Source organism: Burkholderia sp. 28_3 (genome assembly GCF_003253915.1).
In the GTDB taxonomy this organism is placed as follows: Bacteria; Pseudomonadota; Gammaproteobacteria; order Burkholderiales; family Burkholderiaceae; genus Burkholderia; species Burkholderia cenocepacia.
Map to the genome: position 1 here is coordinate 225,956 of NZ_QKZF01000004.1, position 22,810 is coordinate 248,765.

At 69.4% G+C, this 22,810-nt stretch carries 17 protein-coding genes; 3 read left to right on the forward strand and 14 right to left on the reverse strand.

Translation table 11 applies throughout. The features are described 5' to 3' along the window. Positions 1-31 precede the first annotated feature (31 nt). The 3 genes from DFS13_RS11725 to DFS13_RS11735 form a co-directional block, all read right to left on the reverse strand. Positions 32-3,670, reverse strand: coding sequence for a hydantoinase B/oxoprolinase family protein (locus DFS13_RS11725; RefSeq protein ID WP_006495699.1), 3,639 nt, complete (start codon positions 3,668-3,670; stop codon positions 32-34). 128 nt (positions 3,671-3,798) lie between these two features. Continuing rightward, positions 3,799-5,097 (reverse strand): MFS transporter, encoded by a 1,299-nt coding sequence (locus DFS13_RS11730; protein ID WP_006484334.1) that lies wholly within the window; start codon positions 5,095-5,097, stop codon positions 3,799-3,801. Positions 5,098-5,180: 83 nt separating this feature from the next. Then, positions 5,181-5,954 carry a putative hydro-lyase gene (locus DFS13_RS11735; protein ID WP_006484320.1) on the reverse strand — a complete coding sequence of 258 codons (774 nt, stop codon included), beginning with the start codon at positions 5,952-5,954 and terminating at the stop codon, positions 5,181-5,183. A gap of 206 nt (positions 5,955-6,160) precedes the next feature. Between DFS13_RS11735 and DFS13_RS11745 the strand changes: the two genes are divergently transcribed. Both DFS13_RS11745 and DFS13_RS11750 read left to right on the forward strand, forming a co-directional pair. Beyond that, the gene (locus DFS13_RS11745; RefSeq protein WP_006484336.1) at positions 6,161-7,093 is read left to right on the forward strand and encodes a LysR family transcriptional regulator; all 933 of its coding nucleotides are present in this window, start codon (positions 6,161-6,163) and stop codon (positions 7,091-7,093) included. 154 nt (positions 7,094-7,247) lie between these two features. After that, complete coding sequence (locus DFS13_RS11750; RefSeq protein ID WP_111441731.1) at positions 7,248-8,138, forward strand: hypothetical protein; 891 nt, start codon at positions 7,248-7,250, stop codon at positions 8,136-8,138. Positions 8,139-8,148: 10 nt separating this feature from the next. Here DFS13_RS11750 and DFS13_RS11755 read toward each other — a convergent pair whose 3' ends face one another. The 8 genes from DFS13_RS11755 to DFS13_RS11790 form a co-directional block, all read right to left on the reverse strand. Further along, positions 8,149-8,475 carry an antibiotic biosynthesis monooxygenase gene (locus DFS13_RS11755; protein WP_006484329.1) on the reverse strand — a complete coding sequence of 109 codons (327 nt, stop codon included), beginning with the start codon at positions 8,473-8,475 and terminating at the stop codon, positions 8,149-8,151. Between the two features lie 63 nt (positions 8,476-8,538). After that, positions 8,539-9,525 (reverse strand): YkgJ family cysteine cluster protein, encoded by a 987-nt coding sequence (locus DFS13_RS11760; protein ID WP_062885290.1) that lies wholly within the window; start codon positions 9,523-9,525, stop codon positions 8,539-8,541. After that, positions 9,519-10,331 carry a MetQ/NlpA family lipoprotein gene (locus DFS13_RS11765; RefSeq protein ID WP_006484322.1) on the reverse strand — a complete coding sequence of 271 codons (813 nt, stop codon included), beginning with the start codon at positions 10,329-10,331 and terminating at the stop codon, positions 9,519-9,521. The genes DFS13_RS11760 and DFS13_RS11765 overlap by 7 nt, the downstream gene beginning before the upstream one ends. Continuing rightward, positions 10,328-11,377 (reverse strand): formylglycine-generating enzyme family protein, encoded by a 1,050-nt coding sequence (locus DFS13_RS11770; RefSeq protein WP_048984366.1) that lies wholly within the window; start codon positions 11,375-11,377, stop codon positions 10,328-10,330. The genes DFS13_RS11765 and DFS13_RS11770 overlap by 4 nt, the downstream gene beginning before the upstream one ends. A gap of 16 nt (positions 11,378-11,393) precedes the next feature. Next, positions 11,394-13,364: an arylsulfatase gene (locus DFS13_RS11775; RefSeq protein ID WP_006484325.1), complete on the reverse strand. Its 1,971-nt coding sequence runs from the start codon at positions 13,362-13,364 to the stop codon at positions 11,394-11,396. A gap of 136 nt (positions 13,365-13,500) precedes the next feature. After that, on the reverse strand, positions 13,501-14,220 hold the full coding sequence (locus tag DFS13_RS11780; protein ID WP_006495706.1) for an SDR family oxidoreductase: 720 nt from the start codon (positions 14,218-14,220) through the stop codon (positions 13,501-13,503). Between the two features lie 161 nt (positions 14,221-14,381). Then, the gene (locus DFS13_RS11785) at positions 14,382-15,689 is read right to left on the reverse strand and encodes an MFS transporter (RefSeq protein ID WP_111441794.1); all 1,308 of its coding nucleotides are present in this window, start codon (positions 15,687-15,689) and stop codon (positions 14,382-14,384) included. Between the two features lie 170 nt (positions 15,690-15,859). Then, positions 15,860-16,789 carry a LysR family transcriptional regulator gene (locus DFS13_RS11790; RefSeq protein WP_111441732.1) on the reverse strand — a complete coding sequence of 310 codons (930 nt, stop codon included), beginning with the start codon at positions 16,787-16,789 and terminating at the stop codon, positions 15,860-15,862. A 136-nt stretch (positions 16,790-16,925) separates the two neighbouring features. On the opposite strand from DFS13_RS11790, the gene DFS13_RS11795 reads away from it, so the two are divergent. Continuing rightward, a complete protein-coding gene (locus tag DFS13_RS11795) occupies positions 16,926-17,945 on the forward strand; it encodes an NAD(P)-dependent alcohol dehydrogenase (protein WP_006484330.1) in 1,020 nt (339 codons plus the stop codon). 65 nt (positions 17,946-18,010) lie between these two features. Here the strand turns inward: DFS13_RS11795 and DFS13_RS11800 are convergent, their stop codons facing one another. The 3 genes from DFS13_RS11800 to DFS13_RS11815 form a co-directional block, all read right to left on the reverse strand. After that, positions 18,011-20,326, reverse strand: a complete 2,316-nt coding sequence (locus DFS13_RS11800; protein ID WP_111441733.1) for a TonB-dependent receptor — start codon at positions 20,324-20,326, stop codon at positions 18,011-18,013. Positions 20,327-20,523: 197 nt separating this feature from the next. Then, a complete protein-coding gene (locus DFS13_RS11810) occupies positions 20,524-21,741 on the reverse strand; it encodes an MFS transporter (protein WP_111441734.1) in 1,218 nt (405 codons plus the stop codon). Further along, positions 21,738-22,802 carry an ABC transporter substrate-binding protein gene (locus tag DFS13_RS11815; protein ID WP_059722387.1) on the reverse strand — a complete coding sequence of 355 codons (1,065 nt, stop codon included), beginning with the start codon at positions 22,800-22,802 and terminating at the stop codon, positions 21,738-21,740. Before DFS13_RS11815 ends, DFS13_RS11810 begins: the two co-directional genes overlap by 4 nt. Between the last annotated feature and the right edge of the window lie 8 nt (positions 22,803-22,810).

A 22,810-nucleotide genomic window follows, 5' to 3' on the forward strand; every position in this document is an offset into this window, starting at 1 on the left:
GGACGTCCGCGCCGGGCGCCGGGTACGCGGCTCAGCCGGCCGCGCCGTAACCGCCGCCGCCCGGCGTTTCGACGACGAACACGTCGCCCGGCGCCATCTGCGCGCGGCCGATGTGATCGAGCACCTCGACCGTGCCGTCCGCCCGCTCGATCGTGTTGCGGCCGAGCGCGCCGGCTTCGCCGCCCGCCGCGCCGAACGGCGCGTGGATCCGGTTGTTCGACAGGATCGACGCGGTCATCGGCTCCAGGAAGCGGATCCGTCGCACCGCGCCGTCGCCGCCGCGCCAGCGCCCGCCACCGCCCGAGCCGGCGCGGATCCGGTGCGAATCGAGCCGCACCGGGTAGCGCCATTCGAGCACCTCCGGATCGGTGAGCCGCGAGTTCGTCATGTGCGTCTGCACCGCGCCGACGCCCGCGAAGCCGTTGCCCGCGCCGCTACCGCCGGCGATCGTCTCGTAGTACTGGTACTGATGGTTACCGAATGTGAAGTTGTTCATCGTTCCCTGGCTCGACGCGACGCAGCCGAGCGCGCCGTACAGCGCGTTGGTAATCGCCGACGACGTCTCGACGTTGCCCGAGACGACGGCCGCCGGATACTCGGGATTGAGCATCGAGCGGGCCGGCACGATCACGGTCAGCGGCTTCAGGCAGCCGGCGTTCAGCGGAATGTCGTCGCCGACCAGCGTGCGGAACACGTACAGCACCGCGGCCATGCAGACGGCCTTCGGCGCGTTGAAATTGTTGCCGAGCTGCGCGGACGTGCCGGTGAAATCGATCTCCGCACGCCGCGCCGCGCGATCGACGCGGATCGCGACGCGAATCTCCGCGCCGTTGTCGAGCGGATAGCGGTACGCGCCGTCCTGCAGCGCGCCGATCACGCGCCGCACCGCTTCTTCCGCGTTGTCCTGCACGTGCCCCATGAACGCGAGCACGACGTCGCGGCCGAACTGCGCGACCATCCGGCGCAGCTCGTCGACGCCCTTCTGGTTCGCGGCGACCTGCGCGCGCAGGTCGGCCATGTTCTGCTCGACGTTGCGCGCCGGGTAGCGACCGGATGCCAGCAGCGCGCGCGTCTCGGCGTCGCGCAGCACGCCGGCCGACACGAGCTGCCAGTTGTCGATCAGCACGCCTTCCTCGTCGATATGGGTCGAATCGGGCGGCATCGAGCCCGGCGTCGTGCCGCCGATGTCCGCGTGGTGGCCGCGCGAGCCGACGTAGAACAGCGGTGCGTCCGAGCCGTCCGCGAACACCGGCGTGATGACCGTCACGTCCGGCAGGTGCGTGCCGCCGTGATACGGGTCGTTCAGCATGAACACGTCGCCGTCGCGCATGCGGCCGCGGTTGCGCTCGATCACCGTGCGGATGCTTTCGCCCATCGAGCCGAGGTGCACGGGCATGTGCGGCGCGTTCGCGATCAGGTTGCCGTCGCCGTCGAAGATCGCGCACGAGAAGTCGAGCCGCTCCTTGATGTTCACCGAGTACGCGGTGTTCTGCAGCCGCAGCCCCATCTGCTCGGCGATCGACATGAACAGGTTGTTGAAGATCTCGAGCCGCACCGGGTCGGCGTCGGTGCCGAGCGAGCGGCGCGTCGGCAGCGGCGTCGTGCGCGTCAGCACGAGGTTGCCCTGCGCGGTCATCGCGGCGCGCCAGCCGGGCTCGACGACGGTCGTGCCGTTCTGCTCCGCGACGATCGCCGGGCCGTCGATCGCGTCGCCGGCGCGCAGCGTGTCGCGCACGACCAGCGCCGCGTCGTGCCACCGGCCGCCGGAATAAAAGCGCACGGCCGCGTGCGCTTGCGGCGCCGCGCCAGCCTCGCGCGGCGCGAGCGGCGCGATGTCGACCGGCGCGTCCGAGCGGCCGATCGCCTCGACCGACGCCAGTTCGGCCACCAGCGGCGTGCCGGGCATCAGGAATGCGTAGCGCTGCCGGTACGCGGCCTCGAACGCCTGCTGCATCGCGGCGACGCTGCCGGCCGGCACGTCGAGCGCCGAATCGGTGCCCTGGTAGCGCAGGTGCACGCGCCGCTCGGTCGCGATCCGCTCCGGCGCCACGCCCTGTTCGAGCAGTGCGCCGATGGCCTCGTCGGCGAGCCGGTCGAGCGCCGCGTTCAGCGCCGGCAGCGATGCGTCGGACAACACGGCTTCCACCGCGCGCTCGCGCATCGCGGTCTGGTCGGCCAGCCCCATCCCGTATGCGGACAGGACGCCCGCGAGCGGATGCGCGAACACCTGCGTCATTCCGAGCGCATCGGCCACGCCGCACGCGTGCTGGCCGCCCGCGCCGCCGAACGTCGTCAGCACGTAGCGCGACACGTCGTGGCCGCGCTGCACGGAAATCTTCTTGATCGCGTTCGCCATGCTGCCGATCGCGATTTCCAGGAAGCCTTCGGCGAGCGCCTCGGGCGTCTCGCGCCGGCCGGTCGCCGCGTGGATTTCATCGGCGAGCGCCGCGAACTTCGCGACCACGCCGTCGCGGTCGAGCGGCTGGTCCGCATGCGGGCCGAACACGCGCGGGAAATGATCGGGCTGGATCTTGCCGAGCATCACGTTGCAGTCGGTCACCGTCAGCGGGCCGCCGCGCCGGTACGCGGCCGGCCCCGGGTTCGCGCCGGCCGATTCGGGGCCGACGCGCAGCCGCGCGCCGTCGAAGCCGAGCACCGAGCCGCCGCCGGCCGCGACCGTGTGGATGCTCATCATCGGCGCGCGCATCCGCACGCCGGCCACCTGCGTCTCGAACTCGCGCTCGAATTCGCCGTTGTAGTGCGACACGTCGGTCGACGTGCCGCCCATGTCGAAACCGATCACCTGCTCGAAGCCGGCCGCGCGCGCCGCGCGCACCATCCCGACGATGCCGCCGGCCGGGCCCGACAGGATCGCGTCCTTGCCCTGGAACGCATCGGCGCGCGTGAGGCCGCCGCTGCTCTGCATGAACTGCAGGTTCACGCCCGGCATCTCGTGCGCGACCTGCTCGACGTAGCGGCGCAGGATCGGCGACAGGTACGCGTCGACCACGGTCGTATCGCCGCGCGACACCATCTTCATCAGCGGCGACACCTCGTGCGACACCGACACCTGCGTGAAGCCGATGCGGCGCGCGAGCTCCGCCAGCATCCGTTCGTGCGCGGTGTGGCGGTAGCCGTGGATCAGCACGATCGCGAGCGCACGCACGCCGCTGTCGAACACGCGGCGCAACGACGCTTCGGCACCCTGAACATCGAGCGGCACGACCACGTCGCCATGCGCGCCGACGCGCTCGTCGATCTCGACGACCGTCTCATACAGCGCGTCGGGCAGCACGATGTCGAGATCGAACAGGCGCGGCCGGTTCTGGTACGCGATGCGCAGCACGTCGCGAAAGCCGCGCGTCGTGGCCAGCGCGGTGCGCTCGCCCTTGCGTTCGAGCAGCGCGTTGGTCGCGACCGTCGTGCCCATCTTCACCATGTCGACCTGCGCGGGCGTGATCGGCTCGCCGGCCGCGAGGCCGAGCAGGTGGCGGATGCCGGCCACGGCCGCGTCGCGGTACTGCTCGGGGTTCTCCGACAGCAGCTTGTGCGTGACGAGCGTGCCGTCGGGCCGCCGCGCGACGATGTCGGTGAACGTGCCGCCGCGGTCGATCCAGAATTGCCAGCGCGCGGCGTCGGAGGGAACGGAGGAAAGGTGTCGGTCAGTCATGGTGTCGGTCGATGCGTCGTTGAATCGAGGGACGAACGCCGCCGCACGGCGCGCGTCGCGCGCCGTGTCACGGGGTCGATGAAGAGGGAAGAAACACGCGGGGCGGGCCGCCCCGCCGCTGCCGTCGGTCAGGCGGCGTCGAGTTCGCGGCCGCGGGTCTCGGGCAGCGTCAGCGCGGCGACGATCACCACGCCGTAGGCGGCGACCGCGAAGATGCCGATGCTCATGCCGAGCCCGTATTGCTTGGACAGCGCGCCGATCAGGAACGGGAACAGCGCACCGATCGCGCGGCCCACGTTGTAGCAGAAGCCCTGGCCGGAGCCGCGCACGCGGGTCGGGAACAGCTCGGTGAGGAACGCGCCCATCCCCGAGAAGATGCCCGATGCGAAGAAGCCGAGCGGAAAGCCGAGCCACAGCATCGACGCGTTGGTCAGGTTCAGCGACGTGTACGCGAAGGCGATCACCATCGAGCCGACCGCGAACAGGATGAAGTTCGGCTTGCGGCCGAGGCGGTCGGTCAGGTACGCGCTCGTCAGGTAGCCGACCCACGAGCCGAAGATGATCATCGCGAGATAGCCGCCGGTACCCATCACCGTGAGGTGCCGTTCGGTCTTCAGGAACGTCGGCAGCCACGTCGTGATCGCGTAGTAGCCGCCCTGCGCGCCGGTCGTCAGCAATGCCGCGCGCAGCGTCGTCGTGATCAGCTTCGGCGCGAAGATCTCGGTGAGGCGCGGCGCGTCGGCCACCTTCGCCTGCGCGGCCTTCTCCTTCTCGTAGACGTCCGGCTCCTTCACGTAGCGGCGGATCGCGACGACCAGCAGCGCGGGCGCGAGCCCGACCAGGAACAGCGCGCGCCACGCCTGCTCGGCCGGCAGCACCGAGAACAGCAGCGCATACAGCAGCGCGCACAGCCCCCAGCCGATCGCCCAGCCCGACTGCACGAGGCCGACCGCCCTGCCGCGGTCGCGCGCGCGGATCACTTCGCCGATCAGCACCGCGCCGGCCGTCCATTCGCCGCCGAAGCCGAAGCCCATCAGCGCGCGCGCCGCGACCAGCTGGTGGTAGTTCTGCGCGAGCCCGCACAGCGCGGTGAACACCGCGAACCACAGCACCGTCAGCTGCAGCGTGCGCACGCGGCCGATCCGGTCGGACAGGATGCCGGCGATCCAGCCGCCGAGCGCCGACGCGAGCAGCGTGATCGTGCCGATGAAGCCCGCGTCGGCGAGCGAGATGCCCCAGGTCGCGACGAGCGTCGGGATCACGAACGACAGCATCTGCGTGTCCATCCCGTCGAGCATGTAGCCGACCTTGCAGCTCCAGAATGCGCGGCGCTCGCGCGGCTGCGCATCCGCGTACCACGAGAACAGGCCGCTGCGCTCGCGGCTCGCGGGCTCGGCGGCGGGCGCCGCGAGGGTCTTGCTTTCCATGGTGGTGCTCCTGTCGTGATGCGCCGTCAAATGGCTTGTGGTGCGGTATGTCGCGGTATGTCCCGTACGGGGTGGCCGGCCGGTCAGAACACGGCCAGCGATGCGTTCGTGATGTCGGTCATCAGCATGTGGCCGGGCGTATGCGCGATCGCGATCGGCAGCTTCGCGTCCATCAGCGCGGTTTGCGGCGTCACGCCGCACGCCCAGAACACCGGCAGCTCGCCGTCGCGGATCGTCACCGCGTCGCCGAATTCGGGCGCGTTCAGATCGTCGATGCCCAGTTCCCGCGGGTGGCCGATATGGATCGGCGCGCCGTGCACGCCCGGGAACCGGCTCGTGATCTGCACCGCGCGGATCGCGTCGGCGCCGCGCAGCGGCCGCATCGACACGACCAGCTGGCCGCCGAAGATCCCCGCGCGGCGGTTCGCGATCGACGTGCGGTACATCGGCACGTTGCGCCCCTCCTCGACGTGGCGCAGCCCGATCCCTTCGCGGGCCAGCATGTCCTCGAACGAGAACGAGCAGCCGATCGCAAATACGACGAAATCGTCTTGCCACAGCGCTTCGAGCGACTCGACGCGCTCGGTCAGCCGGCCGTCCCTGTATACGTTGTAGCTCGGCACGTCGGTGCGAATGTCGAGATCCTCGCCGAGCGCGGCGATCCGGAACGCGCCCGGTTCGCCGACGCCCAGCAGCGGGCAGGCCTTCGGGTTCGCCTGGCAGAAGCGCAGGAAATCGTGCGCGTACGCGTCGGGCAGGATCGCCAGGTTCGCCTGGGCAAACGGGCCGCAATGGCCGGCGGTCGGGCCGCGGAACGCGCCGCGGCGCACGGACTGGCGGAATTCGGAAGGCGTCATGATGGTCGGTCGCAGATCGGGATGGCGTGGGGATGACGGTGGTGTGTCATCGGATATGGCGAAGAATAGAAAGGAAAAAATTTTGTCGCCAACGAGTTTTTTTGCGCCTGTTGTATAGAATTTCTTAACGGATCTGCGGGTTTTCCCCGGTCCCGTTCACTTTTCGTCGCCGGCAAGCTGCGCATCCACTGCCTCGCCCGACCGCCATGAACACACGTTTTCTCGAAACCTTCGTCACGCTCGCGAAGCTGCGCAACTTCCGCACGACCGCGGCGGCGCTGCATGCGACGCCGGCCGCGATCTCGCAGCGCCTGAAGGCGCTCGAGGACGAACTGCAGACGGTACTCGTCGATCGCGACAGCCGCGCGTTCCGGCTCACGCCGAACGGCGAATACCTGCTCGGCTATGCGAAAGCCGTGGTCGAGGCGACGCAGGAACTGCAGGCCGCCGCGTCCGGCGAAAGCGCGCTGCGCGGCAAGCTGCGGCTCGGCGTGATCGAGACGGTCGTGCACAGCTGGCTGCCGCACTACATGCGGCGGCTCGCGGCCGACTATCCGCAGCTCGAGATCGATCTGACCGTCGACGTCAGCGTCGTGCTGCAGCGCCGGCTGATGGCGGGAGAACTCGACCTGATCATCCGCGTGGAAGGCAGCGACGAAGCGTCGGTCGTGTGCGACGCGCTCGCAAACTACCCGGTACGCTGGATCGCCCGCGCCGGGCTGCTGCCGAACACGCGCACCGGCCTCGCGCGGCAGGTGCTGCGCCAGCCGATCCTCACCTACGGACGCGGCACCGCGCCCCATCGCGCGCTGGAAGACATCGTCCGCACGCTCGCGCACGCGCATGGCGTGCCGCTGTCGGAGACGCGCATCACCGGATCGCCGTCGATCTCGGTGATCGTGCAGCTGGTGCGCGACGGTTTCGGCGTCGCCGCGATTCCGGTGCTGTTCGTCGATGCGCTGATCGAGCGCGGCGAAGTCGTCGAGTTGCCGCTGCAGCCGTCGCCGCCGTCGATCGTCGTGTCGATGTCGCGGCGGGCCGACGCGCCCAGGTTCGTGCACGGTGCGTCGATCGCCGCGCGCGCGGCATGTCACGAGTATTGCGAGAAGAGCACGCGGTTGCTGGTCGAAGCGCTGTGACGGCGCAGCGGTGGACGACGCACGTTCGACATCGCCGCGCGAATCGCCCACAATCGCGTTCAGCGCGTCGCCACGTCGGCCCGCGCATCGTGAATGACGGCCCGGCCATCCGCCCTTCGTCGCTTCGCATGATCGTGCACAACGAGAAGGCAACATGCAGATTCGCTCCGCTTCGCCCCGCCTGAACCTCGCGCGTGTCGTGATCGTCGCGTCGTACATCGCGTCGCTGCTGCTGCCCGTCGCGGCCGAACCGCCGAATGCGGCCGGCGCGGTGAGCTGGTGGCACGGCTACACGGTGCTCGCGCTCGGCGGGCTCGCGATCCTCGACCTGCAATTCGCGTGGCTCGGCAACCCGTTGCTCGTCGTCGCGCTGCTCAGGCCAAGCCGTACCGTGTCCGCACTGCTGGCCGGGGTCGTGGTCTTTGCGCTCGGGTGGCATACGATCCCGACCGATGCGAACTACGAAACGATCCGCACGTTCGGGGCCGGGTACTACTTATGGATCGCGGCGATGGTGGGCGCCGCCGCGCTGCCGTGGATCGACGGGCGCGAACGGCAGGATGGCGTGGCGCCGAGCGTTGCGGCCGGTGCCGCGGGTGGGGCCGCGCCGACCGGCACTGGCACTGGCACTGGCGCAGTCGCCGGCAGCACGGCCCGATCGAATGCCGCGCGATCGTCGACCCGACAAAACGGCTGGACCGTAGCGGCAACCGACACGCGCATCGAAGCGACCGACGGCACCGGGGCGATGCGCGGCATCGCGCTGTCCGACCTCGGCGCGATCGTGATCGAGACCAACGACCAGGGGCCGTTCGCGTCGGATGTCTGGTGGATTCTGTTCGAGACGAACAGGCAATTCGCCTGCGCCTTCCCGCAGGATGCAGAAGGCGCGAAGGCGGCGATCGACCGGCTGCTCGACCTGCCCGGCATCGATCACCGCAAGGTCGTCGACGCGCAGACGTCGATCCAGAACGCGACATTCCCGATCTGGGAGCGCATGGCGAGCGAGCCGGCCGCGCCGGGAGAAGCCGGCGCAGCGGCCTGACCGGCAACGCTTACGCTGACGCCCCTGCATGCGGCGGCGTCAGCTTGCCGTCGCCATACTCGCGAAGCACCTGCGAAATCACGACGCGATACCCGTCCAGCCAGCGCGCCTGCTTCGCCTTGGCTTCGAGATGCGCGGGATGCTGGATCAACTGCCGCAGCGCCGCCTCGGATTCCCAGTAGTAGACGTTCTGAATCAGGCCCGCCTCCGCGTTCTCCCACGTTTCCTCGCCGAGATAGCCGGGCGTCGCACGCGCCATGTCGGCGATCTGCCGGTCGAGCCGGTGGAATTCGTCGTCGTACTGCCCGGCACGAAAAATGAAGGTCGACGCGTACATGCCGCTCCATCCGAACGAGTGAAAGAGCGCCAAGTGTAAGGCACGCGCGGCGTGCCGCGATCGTCACGCGGCGAGCGGATCGGCGTCGACGCGATCGTCGAGCCATGCGTCGATGCGTGGCGCATCGTCACGCGTTCCAACCGCGGATGCGGGCATGGCCGCGAGCGCCCGTCGCGCCCGCTCCAGCGCCTGCGCGAAGCCGCGCAATTCGTGCGTCGCGGGCCGGTCGGCCGCCTGCCGGCGCACGAGCGCCGCTTCGATGTTCGCGCCGATCAACGCGAGCTGGGCGTCGATGAAGTCGATGCACAGCGCGCGGCAATGCGCGGAAACCGGCGCGACGGCCAGCAGGACCGGCACGATCGACACGGTCAGGTAGCCGCCCGGCGCAAGCCGCGACAGCGCATGACGCACGTCCTGCCCGCCATCGGTCAACGACGCGAACACGGCGTCGCGCCACACCGCGCGCTCGAACACGAGCGCAGCGCGATGCGCGTCGAGCGCCGCACGGTCCGCGACCTGTCCGGCCGTCACCAGCGGAATCGAGAACACCGATTCATCGGCAGACCGCACGCGCCCCGCTTCGACGATGCAGTTCGCGCCCAGCCACGCCGCATCGTCGCGCCGCGCCGCGAGCACGCGGGCCTGCAACCGGTCGGGCAGCGCCGGATCGAGCGGCACCGCGCGGCAGATCGACGGCTTGTTCGCGTGCACGCCGCAGCGGCCGTCGTCGGCGAGCGCCGCGCAGCGGCCCAGCGACGGATAGTCGTAGCCTTGCAGCGTCAGCGCGAGCCATTCGCCGTTCATGCCGCCGCCGCGATGGAACAGCCGGTCCGCCAGCGCATCGGCGGCCGCGACGTCGTCCGCATCGAGCGTTTGCTCGCGCCCGCCTGCCTGCCAGCGTTCGCCCGTTCGCCGCTTCGGCACGCGGCGGAGCGTCAATGCGCCGACGAAGCGATGCCGATGCCGGAACAGTTCGCGCAACGACAGCGTCGGCGCGCTGTTGCAGCACCGTCCGCACGCGTTGCACGCGAGCTGGTAGGTATCTACCACGGCCGCCGCACCGAATCCTGGTAGCGCGTGAGGATGAAGCGCGCGACGTCGTCCGAGTGATACGCGGCGACGAGCTGTGCGACCCACGGCTTCGCGCGATCGGCGTCCCGCACCGTCAGCACGTTCGCATACGGCGAGCGCGCATCCTCCAGACTGATGCTGTCGCGCGCGGGCTGCAGCCCGAAGCGGGCCGCGTCGTCGCTGTCGATCGCGACGAACGCGGCCGTGTCGAGCGCCGCGTAAAGGCGGTCGCGGCGCAGCGCGACGAATTTCAGCCCGAGCCGGTTGCCGGTGACGTCGCGCAGCGTCGCATGCAGGCCGGCTTTTTCGCGCAGCGTGACCAGCGTGTCGTTCTGCAGCAGCACGAGCGCGCGCGCCATCCCGCGCCGATCGGCGGGGAGCGCGACCGTCGCGCCGGGTTGCAGTTCGTTCAGGTTCTTCAGCTTGCGCGAATAGAAGGCCATCGGCAGCGTGACGGTCGGCGCGACTTCGGTCAGCGCGACGCGCTGGCGTGCGCGAGTCGCGGCCAGCTGTTGCGCATCCTCGAAACTGGCCGCGTCGATCCGCCCGTCGGCCAGCGCCGTGTCGATGCGCGACGCATCGTCGAATTCGACGACGTCGACACCGAGCCCGCGCGCGGCAGCCACCCGCTTCACTTCGTCGAGGATCTGCGCATGCACGCCGCGCGTGACGCCGACGCGCACGGCCGGTGCAGTGGCGTCGGCAGCCATCGCCGCACCATGATGCGCGATGCCGCATGCCGCCAGCAGCCACGCCGACACGAATCGCCCGATGCCCGCCGTCATGACGCGTCCCTCAGGATCGTGCGAAACCCGATATGCGACGCGCCGAGATCGGCTTCCTGCTGTTCGCGCGACGATGCACGATAGCGCACGCAGTAATCGCGCGAGCACAGGAACGAACCGCCCTTGATGACCATCGGCGTATCGTGCCGGCGCGTCGGCGGTGCGACGGCCGCCGTGTCGCCGTTCGTGTGCGATTGATGCGGGCCCGTGTACGCGTCCTTCGTCCATTCCCACGCATTGCCGATCATGTCGTAAAGATGAAAGCCGTTCGCCGCATAGCAGCCGACGGGCGCCAATCCCGCGTGGCCATCCTCGGCCGAGTCGAGCACCGGAAACGCGCCCTGCCAGTAGTTCGCGGCCGGCTTGCCCTGCGCATCGCGCGGCGCCGCATCGAGCGATGCGTCGTCGCGGCCGGCCTTGCCCGCGTATTCCCATTCGGCCTCGGTCGGCAAATCGCGGCCGAGCCAGTGCGCATACGCGAGCGCATCGCGCTGCGTGACGAGCGTCACCGGCAGGTTGCCGAGCCCCGTCACGTCGCTGCCGGGCCCGCGCGGATGCCGCCACGACGCGCCCTTCACCCACGACCACCATGCGAGGTCGCGCGCGTTCATCTCGTCGCGCGTCGGCACATGAAACACCGCCGCGCCGCCCTGCTGCTCGGCCTCGGTCACATAGCCGGTGGCCTGCACGAACGCGGCGAACTGCGCGATCGTCACGTCGGTCTGGTCGATCCAGAAGCCGCCGACGCGCGTGCGGCCGTCGCCGACCGGACGCTCGTCCGCATAGCCGCGCGTGCTGCCGAACACGAACGCGCCGCCGCGCAGGTGCACCATCCCGGCCTTCGGATCGTCGCGCCATTTCGACGGCAGCCCCGAATAGCGTTCGCACTCGCGCTCCGAACCGAGCGGCGCAAGCGCGCGGCCGCGATTCAGGTCGTCGAACGCGCCGCCTGCCGGCGCCGCCGGATTCGCATAGCCGGCCGCGAACGCGGCGGCGAACAGCGTGGCGGCCAGCGCCGCGCCGATCGTCCAGAAGCGGAACCGCATCGTGTCGCTCCCGCGCTCAATAGTAGCCGCGCGGACGCAGCGGCTCGACGCCGCCGACGTTGCTCATGTAGGCCTTCCACTGGTCGACGAGCGTGCCGATCACCGACGGATTCTGCGCGGACACGTCGGTCGTCTCGCCGCGATCCGACGCGAGGTCGTACAGCTGCCAGTGGCCGTCGAGCGGGCCGAGCGGCGGCTCGGTCCACAGCGCCTTCCAGCGGCCGTCGGCGCTGCGCAGATACGCGCGGCCGTACGCTTCGTCGCCAAACGGCGTCGTGTGCACTTCGCCCGTCGCCGAACCGGTGAGCACCGGCAGCAGCGACTGGCCCGTGACCGGATACACGTAGCGGTTGTTGTAGACGACCTTGCCCTTGTTCTGGTCGACGCCCGTCAGCGTGTTGACGAGCGGCGGCGCCGGCTGCGACGGCGGCGTGACGCCCGCGACCGCGAGGAACGTCGCCGTGTTGTCGGTCACGTGCGTGAACGCGCGCAGCGTCGGCAGCGGCTGCGACTGGCCCGGCAGGTGCACGATCGTCGGCGTCGATACGCCGCCTTCGCCCGAATAGCCCTTCGTGAGCCGGAACGGCGCCGCGCTCACTTCCGCCCAGCGCAGCCCGTACTGCAGGCGCTGCGCATTCTGCTTGCCGTTGTCAGTACCCAGCGCCGAATAGGTCGGCTCCTGTGCGTTCGCGGTGTCGGTCGCGGTCGGGTCGGCGCCGGAATCGATCGGCCAGCCTTCCGCGCCGTTGTCCGACTGGAACATGATGAACGTGTTGTCGTATTCGCCGATGTCCTTCAGGTGCTGGATCAGCAGGCCGATGTTGTAGTCGAGGTTCTCGACCATCCCCGCGTAGATCTCCATGTAGCGCGCCTGCGCCTTGCGCTCGGCCGGCGACAAGCTCGACCACAGCTTGTCGACCTTGCCGGGGCCGTAGTCGCCGTAGCCGTCCGCGGCCGAATGCACCGCGTTGATGTACTTCGCGCCGGCCGTGCCGTTGTTCGCGGTCGCGGGCGAGGCGACCGTCGTCTCGGGCAGCCCGTCGAACGGCTTGAAATCGGCCGGAATCAGGCCGAGCGCCTTCTGCCGCGCGATCCGCGCGTTGCGGATCGCATCGTAGCCGGCGTCGTACACGCCCGCATATTTGTGCAGCCACGGATCGGGCACCTGCAGCGGCCAGTGCGGCGACGTGTAGGCCGCGTACGCGAAGAACGGCTTGCCGTCCTGCTTGTTCGCATCGATGTACGAGATCAGCTTCTGCGTATAGAAATCGGTCGAATAGAACACGGCCGGGCTGCCGCCCGCGCCGCCCGGCTGCCCGGGCTGGCCCGGCTGCACGTAGCGGCCGTCTTCCGTGTAGTTCGACGAGCCGGCCGGCTCGTGCGCGAAGTGGTTCGTCGCCGCGCCGCCGAGCAGCACGTAGCTGCGCTCGAAGCCCCACTGGTCGGGCGTCTGCCCGCTGCCCGTCGTACTGCCGACGATGCCCGAGCCGATGTGCCACTTGCCCGCGATGTACGTGTGATAGCCGGCGTCCTTCAGCAGTTGCGCGAACGACAGCGCGCGATCGTTCAGGTAGCCCTCGTAGCCGGGCAGCCCGCGCCGTTCGTCGGTCGGCACGCCCATCGTGCCTTCGCCGACGAGATGGTGATCGGTGCCCGATACCAGCATCGCGCGCGTGATCGCGCAGACGGTGCCCGTGTGGTGGTTCGACAGGATGCGGCCCGATGCGACGAGCGCGTCGAGGTTCGGCGTGTTGATCTCGCCGCCGAACGCATGGATGTCGGAGTAGCCGAGATCGTCGGCCATGATGTACAGGATGTTCGGGCGCTTCGCGGCCTGGGTCGGGGTGGGCGCTGGCGTGGCGCCGGCCTGCGACGGCGGCGCATCGCTGTCGACGCCGCCGCACGATGCGAGCGACACCGCGCCGGCAATCGCGGCGCAAACGACACGGAAACGAAAGGCATGCAACGGCGAAGCGGACTTTTTCATTCTTGTTGACGCTCGATCTACGGGAGCGGCGATCTTAGCGTCGCCCGCGCAGCGCCCAAAGTCGGATTCGTCACATGCTAACGGGGTGGCGGAATATGCGACGCGTATCGTCCGCCACGCGTCGCGCCGCCGTGCGTCAACTGCGCCCGCCGAGGCTGCCGCCGCCGTCCACCGCCAGCACCTGCCCGGTGACGAAACCGGCTTCGTCGGACAGGAAGAACGCGGTTGCGGCCGCGACGTCGTCGGCCGTGCCGAGCCGGCGCGCGGGAATCGTCGCGAGCACCTTGCGCTCGGCTTCGCTGCCGACCGGCCGCGTCTGGCGGAACAGCTCGGTCTCGATCGGGCCGGGCGCCACCGCGTTGACGGTCACGCCGTGCTCGGCGAGTTCGAGCGCCCACGTGCGCGTGCAGCCGACCAGCGCGTTCTTCGCGGCGGAATACGCGGTGCGGTCGAGGCTGCCGAAAATCGCGCGGCTGCAGATGTTGACGATGCGCCCGTGGCCGCGCGCCTTCATCGCATCGGCAAAGTGCTGCGTGACCTGGATCGCAGCCCGCACGTTGAGATCGAACACGGTCTGCAGCGACTGGAAATCGATCTTCCCGAGCGGTTGCGGCAACACGATGCCCGCGTTGTTGACGATGCCGTCGACATGGTGGTGTTCGCCGATCCGTGCGAGCGTCGCGGCGGTCTGTTCGATATCGGCGAGATCGCACGCGAGCAATTCGCCGGGGAAGTCGATGCCCTGCGCGTGCCGCGCGAGACCGACGACGCGATGGCCGCGTCGGGCGAGCGTGGTGCTGATCGCGAGGCCGATGCCGCGTGATGCGCCGGTGACGAGATAAGTGCGGGATGACATGCGTGTGCCCTTGGCAAGGAATCCGGAGGAAACGGCGCAACGCGCCTTGTGGTCACCCGGCGCGCGCGTGCTCCGCCCGATTGTGCCGCAGCGATGAGAAACGCGTACGGTCGATGCCTTCTCGTCGCGTTCGATGCGTCACCCTCACACTCGCCAGTCGCTCACCTCACCCGCCCCGCCACGACCGGCATTACGCGCCGCGACGCGATCCGCAACGCGAGCACACCACCCGCCAGCAACGCGGCCGCGACGAGCAGCAGCGCGAGATCGTACGAATGCGTGACGTCCTTGATCCGCCCCATCACCGGCGGCAGCGCGAGCCCCGCGATGTTCGCGACCGCGTTGATCAGCGCGATCGACGCGGCCGCCGTGAGGCCCGACACGTACTCGGTCGTCACGGCCCAGAACACCGGCGTCGCGGCCCAGTTGAAGCCGACCGCGAGCACCAGCAGCGCATACGCGACGGGCAGCACCGGCGTATAGATCGCCGCGATCAGCAACGCACCGGCCAGCAGCATCGGCACGCCGAGATGCAGCGCGCGTTCGCCGCCGAGATCCGAATGCCGGCCGTTCAGGTACATCGCGACGCACGCGAACAGGAACGGCAGCGCGGACAGGCTGCCGACCGCGAAGCTCGACTGTCCCGACAGACTCTTCACGAGCAGCGGCAGAAACAGCGTGAGGCCGATCGTGCCGAACGCCTGCAGCAACCAGAACGCGGCGAGCGCCCACACCTTGCCGTCGCCGAACGCACGCCGCAATGCGACGCCGTGCGACAGATGTTCGCGCGGCGCGGCGTCGCGCAGCGTCGCTTCGAGCCACGCGCGTTCGTCGGCCGGCAGCCAGCGCGCGTGCGCGGGCGTGTCCGGCAGGCGGCGCAGCACGACGAACCCGAGCAGCAACGCGGGCACGCCTTCGAGCAGGAACAGCCAGCGCCAGCCTTCGACGCCGAGCACGCCGTTCAGGTTCAGCAGCGCGCCGGACAGCGGCAGCCCGATCACCGACGCGAGCGTCGCGCCGATATAGAAGAACGACATCGCCCGCGCCCGGTCGCTCTGCGGATACCACGCGGACAGGTAGTAGATGATGCCCGGCGTGAAGCCGGCTTCGGCCGCGCCGAGCAGCAGCCGCATCGCATAGAGCTGCCCCGGCGTCTGCACCGCGCTCATCGCGGCCGCGACGATGCCCCACGTGATCATGATCCGCGCGATCCAGCGACGCGCGCCGACCCGCGCGAGGAACAGGTTGCTCGGCACCTCGAACAGGATGTAGGTCACGTAGAACAGCCCCGCGCCGAGCCCGTACATTTCGGCGCTGAGGCCGAGGTCGGCGTTCATCTGCAGCGCCGCGACCGAGATGTTCGAGCGGTCGATATACGCGACGAGGTACAGCAGCATCAGGAACGGAATCAGGCGCAGGTTCAGGCGCCGCATCGTCGCGGCGTGCAACTGCGGGGCGGGGGCGGTCATCGGCATGTCTCCTGGATCGTCTCGCGTGAGGCGCGGCGTCATGCAGGCCAGTCTAGGAGCCGCGTGAAATTCGCGTCAATTACCGGGACGTCTTCTCGATATGTGAGACGCGAGCGGGCGCGATGCGCAGCCAGCCGGGTTGTCGCGTCGTCGTCGGAATGGCGTCGCCGTCACGTACGCTCGCCGCTCGCGTCGTCGGACGCCAGCATGTGCGGAATCTCGTCGACCAGCGCATCGACGACGACCCGCACCTTCGACGGCACGTGGCGCGCCGCCGGCCGCACCGCGAACACTTCGGCGCCCGACACGCTGTCGCTGTCCATCACGAGCGCGAGGCGGCCGTCGCGCACGTACGGCGCCATCAGCCAGCACGGCAGCCACGCGAGGCCCGCGCCGGCGGCGGCCGCGTCGGCGATCGCCTGCAGGTCGTCGAACCGCAGGCGGCCGGCCGCGCGATGGTCGTGCACCGCGCCATCCGCGCCGATGATCCGCCACGGTGTCGGCTGTCCGCCGCGCGAATACGCGATGCCGACGTGCGACGCGAGTGCCTCGAGCCCCGACGGCCGGCCATGACGCGCGAGATAGTCGGGCGATGCGCAGATGCCCATGCGTTGCACGCCCAGCTTGCGGCCGACCAGCGCGCTCGTATCGGCCAGCTCGCCGATGCGCACGGCCAGGTCGAAACCGTCGTTGACGAGGTCGGCCACGCGATCGCTGAACGACATGTCGATTTCGAGCCGCGGATGGCGCTCGACGAGCCGCCGCACGACGGGCGCCACGCACTGCCGCCCGAACAGCACGGGCACGCTGACGCGCACGCGCCCGGCCGGCTCGCGGCGGCCCGCGTCGAGCGCGGCTTCCGTCTCGCCCAGTTCGGCCAGCAGCCGCCGGCACTGCTCGTAATAGACGAGCCCTTCGTCGGTCAGGCCGAGCTGGCGCGTCGTGCGCTGCAGCAGCCGCGCGCCGAGCCGGAGTTCGAGCCGCGCGACGATCTTCGCGACGGCCGAGCGCGTCATGCCGAGGCGCAGCGCCGCCGCCGCGAAGCTGCCCGATTCCACCACGTCGACAAATTCGGCGACGCCCCTGAGCCGTTCGTCCATGCCGTTCCGCTCCGCTCCAATGAAATGCGATGACGGGGTTGTGTCCATGACGGCAACAATCGTTGGCCAAATTCTCGCCAATGCGTCCACCCGCGCGACACTATGATAGTCCGGACTATCTCGAAAAGGAGTCGACATGCATGCATGGCAAATCAAACCGGGCGACGGCCTGGCCGGGCTCCGGCGCGTCGACGCGGCAGCGCGCCCGGTCGGGCCGACCGACGTCGTCGTGAAGATCCACTCGGCCGCGCTGAACTATCGCGACCTGATGTTCGCGCGCGGCGACTATCTGGGTATCGGCAAGGAAGCGCTGATCCCCGTCGCCGACGGCGCCGGCGAAGTCGTCGAAACCGGCCGCGACGTCACGCGCTTCAAGCCGGGCGACCGCGTGATCAACACCTACTTCCCGCGCTGGATCGACGGGCCGCCGACGCCGCAGAAAGTCGCGGGGTCACCCGGCGCGCAATTCGACGGCGTGCTCGCCGAACGCTTCGTGTCCGACGAAACCGCGCTGGTCGCGATTCCCGCGCATCTCGACTACGACGAAGCGGCGACGCTGTCGTGCGCGGGCATCACCGCATGGAACGCGCTGTTCGTCGACGGCGGACTGGAGCCGGGCGCGACCGTCGTGCTGCTCGGCACCGGCGGTGTGTCGATCGTCGCACTGCAGCTTGCGCAGGCCGCCGGGTTGCGCACGATCGTCACGTCGTCGAGCGATGCGAAGCTCGAACGCGCGCGTGCACTCGGTGCGGACGCAACGATCAACTATCGCGCGACGCCGGAATGGCAGCACGAGGTGCTGCGGCTCACCGACGGCGCCGGCGCGGATCTGGTCGTCGAGGTCGGCGGCCGCGATACGCTGCCGCGCTCGGTCGCCGCGACGAAAATCGGCGGCATCGTGTCGGTGATCGGCGGCCTCAGCAGCTTCGGCGGGCCGGAACTCGGGCTGCTGTCGCTGATCGGCGGCTTCCGGCGGTTGCACGGTTTCATGGTCGGCAGCCGCGCGATGCTCGACGACGTCGTGCGGCTCGTCGACGCGAAACGGATCAAGCCGGTGGTCGATCGGGTGTTCGGCTTCGACGAAGCGCCGCAGGCGTATGCGCACCTGCAATCGGGGCAGCACTTCGGCAAGGTGGTGATTCGCGTCGCCTCGTGACGCGCGCAAGGACCGCCCGCCGCGGGCCGGCGCTCCACGCGCCGGCGCCGCGGCAGGCATCGCCGTCAGATCTTCGCGGTCAGCGTGATCCCGACCGTGCGCGGATCGCCATACAGCACCGGATACGCGCCATACGACGGCAACAACTCGAGTTTCTTGTAGACCTTGTTCGTCAGGTTCGTCACGTAGCCGGTCACGATGTACTTCTGGTTCGGCGTCGTGTACGACACATGCGCGTTCAGCACCGTATAGCCGCCCTGCCAGAGCTGCGGCATCGTCTGCCGCGTCGCGCTGAAGTACTCGCGGCTGCGGTAGTTCACGTCGCCGCCCGCCGTCAGCGTGCCGAACGACACCGGCACGCGATAGTCGACGCCCGCGTTCAGCGTCGTATGCGGCGAACGCGCGAACGAGTTGCCGACGGCCGTCGGCACGTTGCGGAATTCCGTGTAGCGCGTGTTCAGCATCCCGAGGTTCGCGAACAGGTACAGGCTGTTGACCGGCTGCGCCTTCAGCTCCAGCTCGAAACCGTCCGCGCGCCCCTGCCCGGCATTCGACAGCGTCGACACCGGCGGGCCGCCGAACGGGTTCGGCGCCAGCGCGAACACCTGGATGTCGCGATAGTCGTAGTGGAACACGCTCGCGTTGACGATCAGCCGCTTGTCGAACCATTCGCTCTTGATACCGACTTCGTAATCGCTCAGGTACTCCGGCGACACGGTCGACACCGTGCTCTGCGTATACGCGTTGCCGTTGTAGCCGCCCGAGCGGAAGCCGCGCGCATAGCGGAAATACGCGCGCACATTGCTGCTGAGCGCATATTCGGGCGTGAGGTCCCAGGTCGGCGCGCGCCAGGTGTTGGTCTGGTGCTGTTGCGCGCTGACCGCGAGCGGCGACGATACCGACGACGGCGACCACCAGCTGTTCGGATCGCTGAACGTCACATTGCCCGTATCCTGCAGCCCGGTCAGGTTGATGGTCTTGCGCTCGATCGTGTAACGCAGCCCGCCCGTCACGTTGAAGCGGTCGGTGAACCGGTACTTGACGCTGCCGAAGATCGCCGCGCTCTGCGTGTGCTGCGTGAGGTCGGTCAGATGGTAGTACGCGGGCGACGGCGAGCCCGGCAGCCCGCCGCCGGCGCCCTGCTCGGCCAGTTGCTCGGTGAACAGGTGCGTGCCGACGATCCAGCTCAGCCGGTCGTTCTGCGGCGATTCGAGCCGGAATTCCTGCGAAAACTGCCGGCTCGACAGGCGGTCGTGCGAGCGCGCCGCATCGACCGGCGAATAGTCCTCGTCGTCCTGGTACCAGCGGTGCAGCCCCTCGAACGCGGTGATCGACGTCAGCGATACGGCCGGGTTGATGCGCCAGTGCGCGGTCAGCGACGTACCCCACGTCGAGATGTGATCGCTCGACGGCGCGTTGAGCGACACCGTATACGGATCGCTCGACCCGACGAAGCCGAACTGGTTCGTGCCGCCGCGTCCCGCGCCTTCCGCGTGCCATGCGTTGCCGCCGCCCGTATAGTTGCGGCCGTGGATGTTGAACAGGAAATCGGTATCCGACGTCGGCACGGCGAGCACCTGGAAGCGCACCGCGTTGTCGTGGAAGCCGCCGAAGCGCCCTTGCTGCACCGTGTTCGTGTAGAAGCTGTCGGCATTCTCGTGATACACCGACACGCGCGCGGCCAGCACGTCGTTCTTGCCGATCGGCCCGCCGATCGCCGCTTCCGCGAGCCGGCTGTTGTACTGGCCGAGCCCGATTTTTCCGTAGCCGCTCACGTCGAACGTCGGTTTCTGCGACGTGATGCTGAGCGCGCCGCCGACCGTATTCTTGCCCCACAGCGTGCCTTGCGGCCCGCGCAGCACTTCGATGTGGTCGAGGTCGAACAGCGGAAAGCCCTGCCCGAACACGCTGTTGATATAGACGTCGTCGAAGTACACGCCGATCGGGCTCAGCGACAGGTCCGACGGATCGTTGCTGCCCACGCCGCGCAGGAACCAGCGCGGCCGCTCACGGCCTTCGGTCGATTGCCCGGTGAAGTTCGGCACGTACTTCGTCACGTCGTTGATCACGCGCAGTTCGTTGTTCCTGATCGCATCGCCGCTCAGCGCGGTGACCGCGACCGGTACGTCCTGGATGCGTTCCTTGCGCCGGCGCGCCGTCACGGTCACCGTGCCGAGGTTCGTTTCGCGTGCGGCCGCGCCGCGGTTCGCACGCACCGCCTTCGGCGCGGCCGCGGCGACATCGTCCGATGCCTGTTGCGCCGGCTGCGCGTCCGGCGCGCCAGCGGTCGCCGCGCCGTCCTCTGCCCACGCGGGCAACGACACGGCGCCGCCCGTCAACAGTCCCCCCAGCGCGGTGACGATTAGTTTTTTCCTGAACATCGATGAGTCATCCTGTTTGATCGGTTGAACGCACGTGCGTGCGCGACGCACGGGTTCTCTCATGCAATTCGGATGCCAGCGTCGACATGCCCGTCGCACGGGGCTTGCGGCGGGCATGCCGCGCCGGTGTTGCTGCATGCGCATCTGTGAACGACGTCAAACTGCTGGTCACGCAACACCGTCCGACGCCGAAATCGTCAGGACAGCTTCGCAGGCGCCGGCTGCGTCGCGTCGCGACGTCCATGCGCGAACTGCAGTGCAAGCGCGCCCAGCACGACGACAGGCAGCCAGCACAGAAACACCGCCCGCAGCCCGACGAGTGGCGCGAGCGCGCTGCCGATCAGCGGACCGCAGAACGCGCCGGTCATCGACGCGAGGTTGTAGAGGCTCGACACCTGGCTCTTGTCGGCCGGATGACGGCCGAGATGCTGCATGTTCACGAGATGCAGCAGCGACGACCCGGCGCACAGCGCGGCGAGACCCGCGCCGACGGTCCATGCGTCGCGCCCGAGGCCGAGCGCGAGCAGCCCGGCCACGCCGCCCGCGACGCTCAGTGCATGGCAACGACGTTCCGTCATTCGCTGCGCGACGTGCCCGAGCCCGAACAGCGCGAGCACCGCGACGACGCCCTGCAACGTCAGCAGCGCGACGGCATGCGTCTGCGCGAGGCCGAGCGACTGGATCGCGAGCACGACCGTATAGGTGCCGACGAGTGCGCGCGTCGCGCTGTTCACCGCTTCCGCGACGAGTTGCTCGCGGATGTCGCGGCGCCACGCGAGCGCGAGCAACGTACGCAGGCTGCCGGTTCCGGTTCGATCACCACGCGGCGGCGGCGGTGCATCGCCGAGCAACGCGCGGCTGAACAACGCCATGCCGGCGAAACTCGCCGATGCCGCGCAGAACGTCGCGACCGCACCGTGCGTGCCGATCAGCCAGCTCGCCAGCCACGGCCCCGCCATCCCCGTTCCGACCGACATCGCCGCGCGATACCAGCCCGCGCGGGCCAGGCCGATCTGAGCGAGACGCGCGAGAAACACCCCGTTGATCGACACGATCCGGAACGGAATGCACAGCCCGATCAGCCCCTGCGTGAGTGCGATCAGCGGCCATGCGCCGGTGAACGGCACGACGAGATTGAGCAGCATCGGCCCCATGCTCGCGGCGAAGTACACGCGCCGTGCACCGTAGCGCGCGACCAGCAGCCCGGCCGGCAATGTCATCAGCGCGATGCCGAGCGGCTCCATCGCGGCGATGATGCCGAGCCGTGCGTCGTCGACGCCGAGCGCCAGCGCATACAGCGTCGTCGCGAGCTGCGCCATGCTGATCGTCGTGCCGCTCGCGAGCGCGAGCAGCATGAAGCCGCCGGTGAAGCGCTCGCGCCGCCATGCGTCGGCGACGCGTGCCGGCGTGCTCACCGCGACAGCGTCGCGATGCCGTCGAGCGCGCGCCGGTCGATCCATGCGCGCACGTCGAAGTCGGCGGGCAGGAACCGCCAGTCGACCAGGAAGCGCTTGAAATCGTCGAGCGCGGCGATCGACGCTTCGTCGAGATCCGTGCGCAGCCGCCGGTGGACGTTCGCGCCGTATGCGAGCCGCAGCCAGTCGTGGCCCGAGCCCGTCTCGCGACCGAGATAGCCGAGCACTTCGTGCTCGTGCTCGCGGGCCCACCCTTCGACGTCGGTCACGCGTGCGAGAAAGCGGCTGACGATATCGGGGTGGCGCTCCAGCGTCGACGCATTGACGGTCAGCGGGCGCGGCGAGCCGTTGTTGATGCGGATCTGCGGATCGGGATGAAAGCCGATGTCGATCACCGGCTGCGCGCCGATCAGGTGCGCGGTTTCGAGCCCGAGCGAACCTTTCACGTAGATCGCATCGACGTCGCCGCGCACCAGCGCGGCGGCCTCGGCCGCATAGAGCCGCCGGCTCGACAGGCTCGCGGGGTGGCTGAATGCCGCGTCGCGGGTCGCGGGCGTCGACACCGGCACGCGCAGGTTCGAGGCCGGTACGTCGACCCAGTCGACGTCGCCGGGCCCGAGCCCGTCGAGCGACAACGCACTGACAAAACCGCGCAGCGCCGCCGCGCGGAAGATGTCGATCCGCTCGCCGTCGCGGCGCGGCAGGCCGATGCGGCGCCCGCGCAGATCCTTCGGCCGCACGAGGCCGGCTTCCGGCAACGCGACGATCGCCTGCGCCTCGTCGACCCAGGTCAGCGCGATCACGCGCGTGTCGGCGCCGGACGCGCGTGCCCACAGCGCCGGAATGCTGCCGCCCTGGCGGAACGCGTTGTCGAGCGAATGGTCGACGTGCGCGTGATGCAGTGCCGCGTGCTGGCTTTCCTGCAGCGCGCGCACGGTGATGCCGTCGCCGGCGAATTCGTGATCCAGCCAGCCGAGATGGGCGGCGATGCCGAGCGGTGTCGGCACCGGACAGCGCGTGTACCAGATCGACTGGACGTTGTGTGAAGCCGTGGTGCTCATGAATGCGT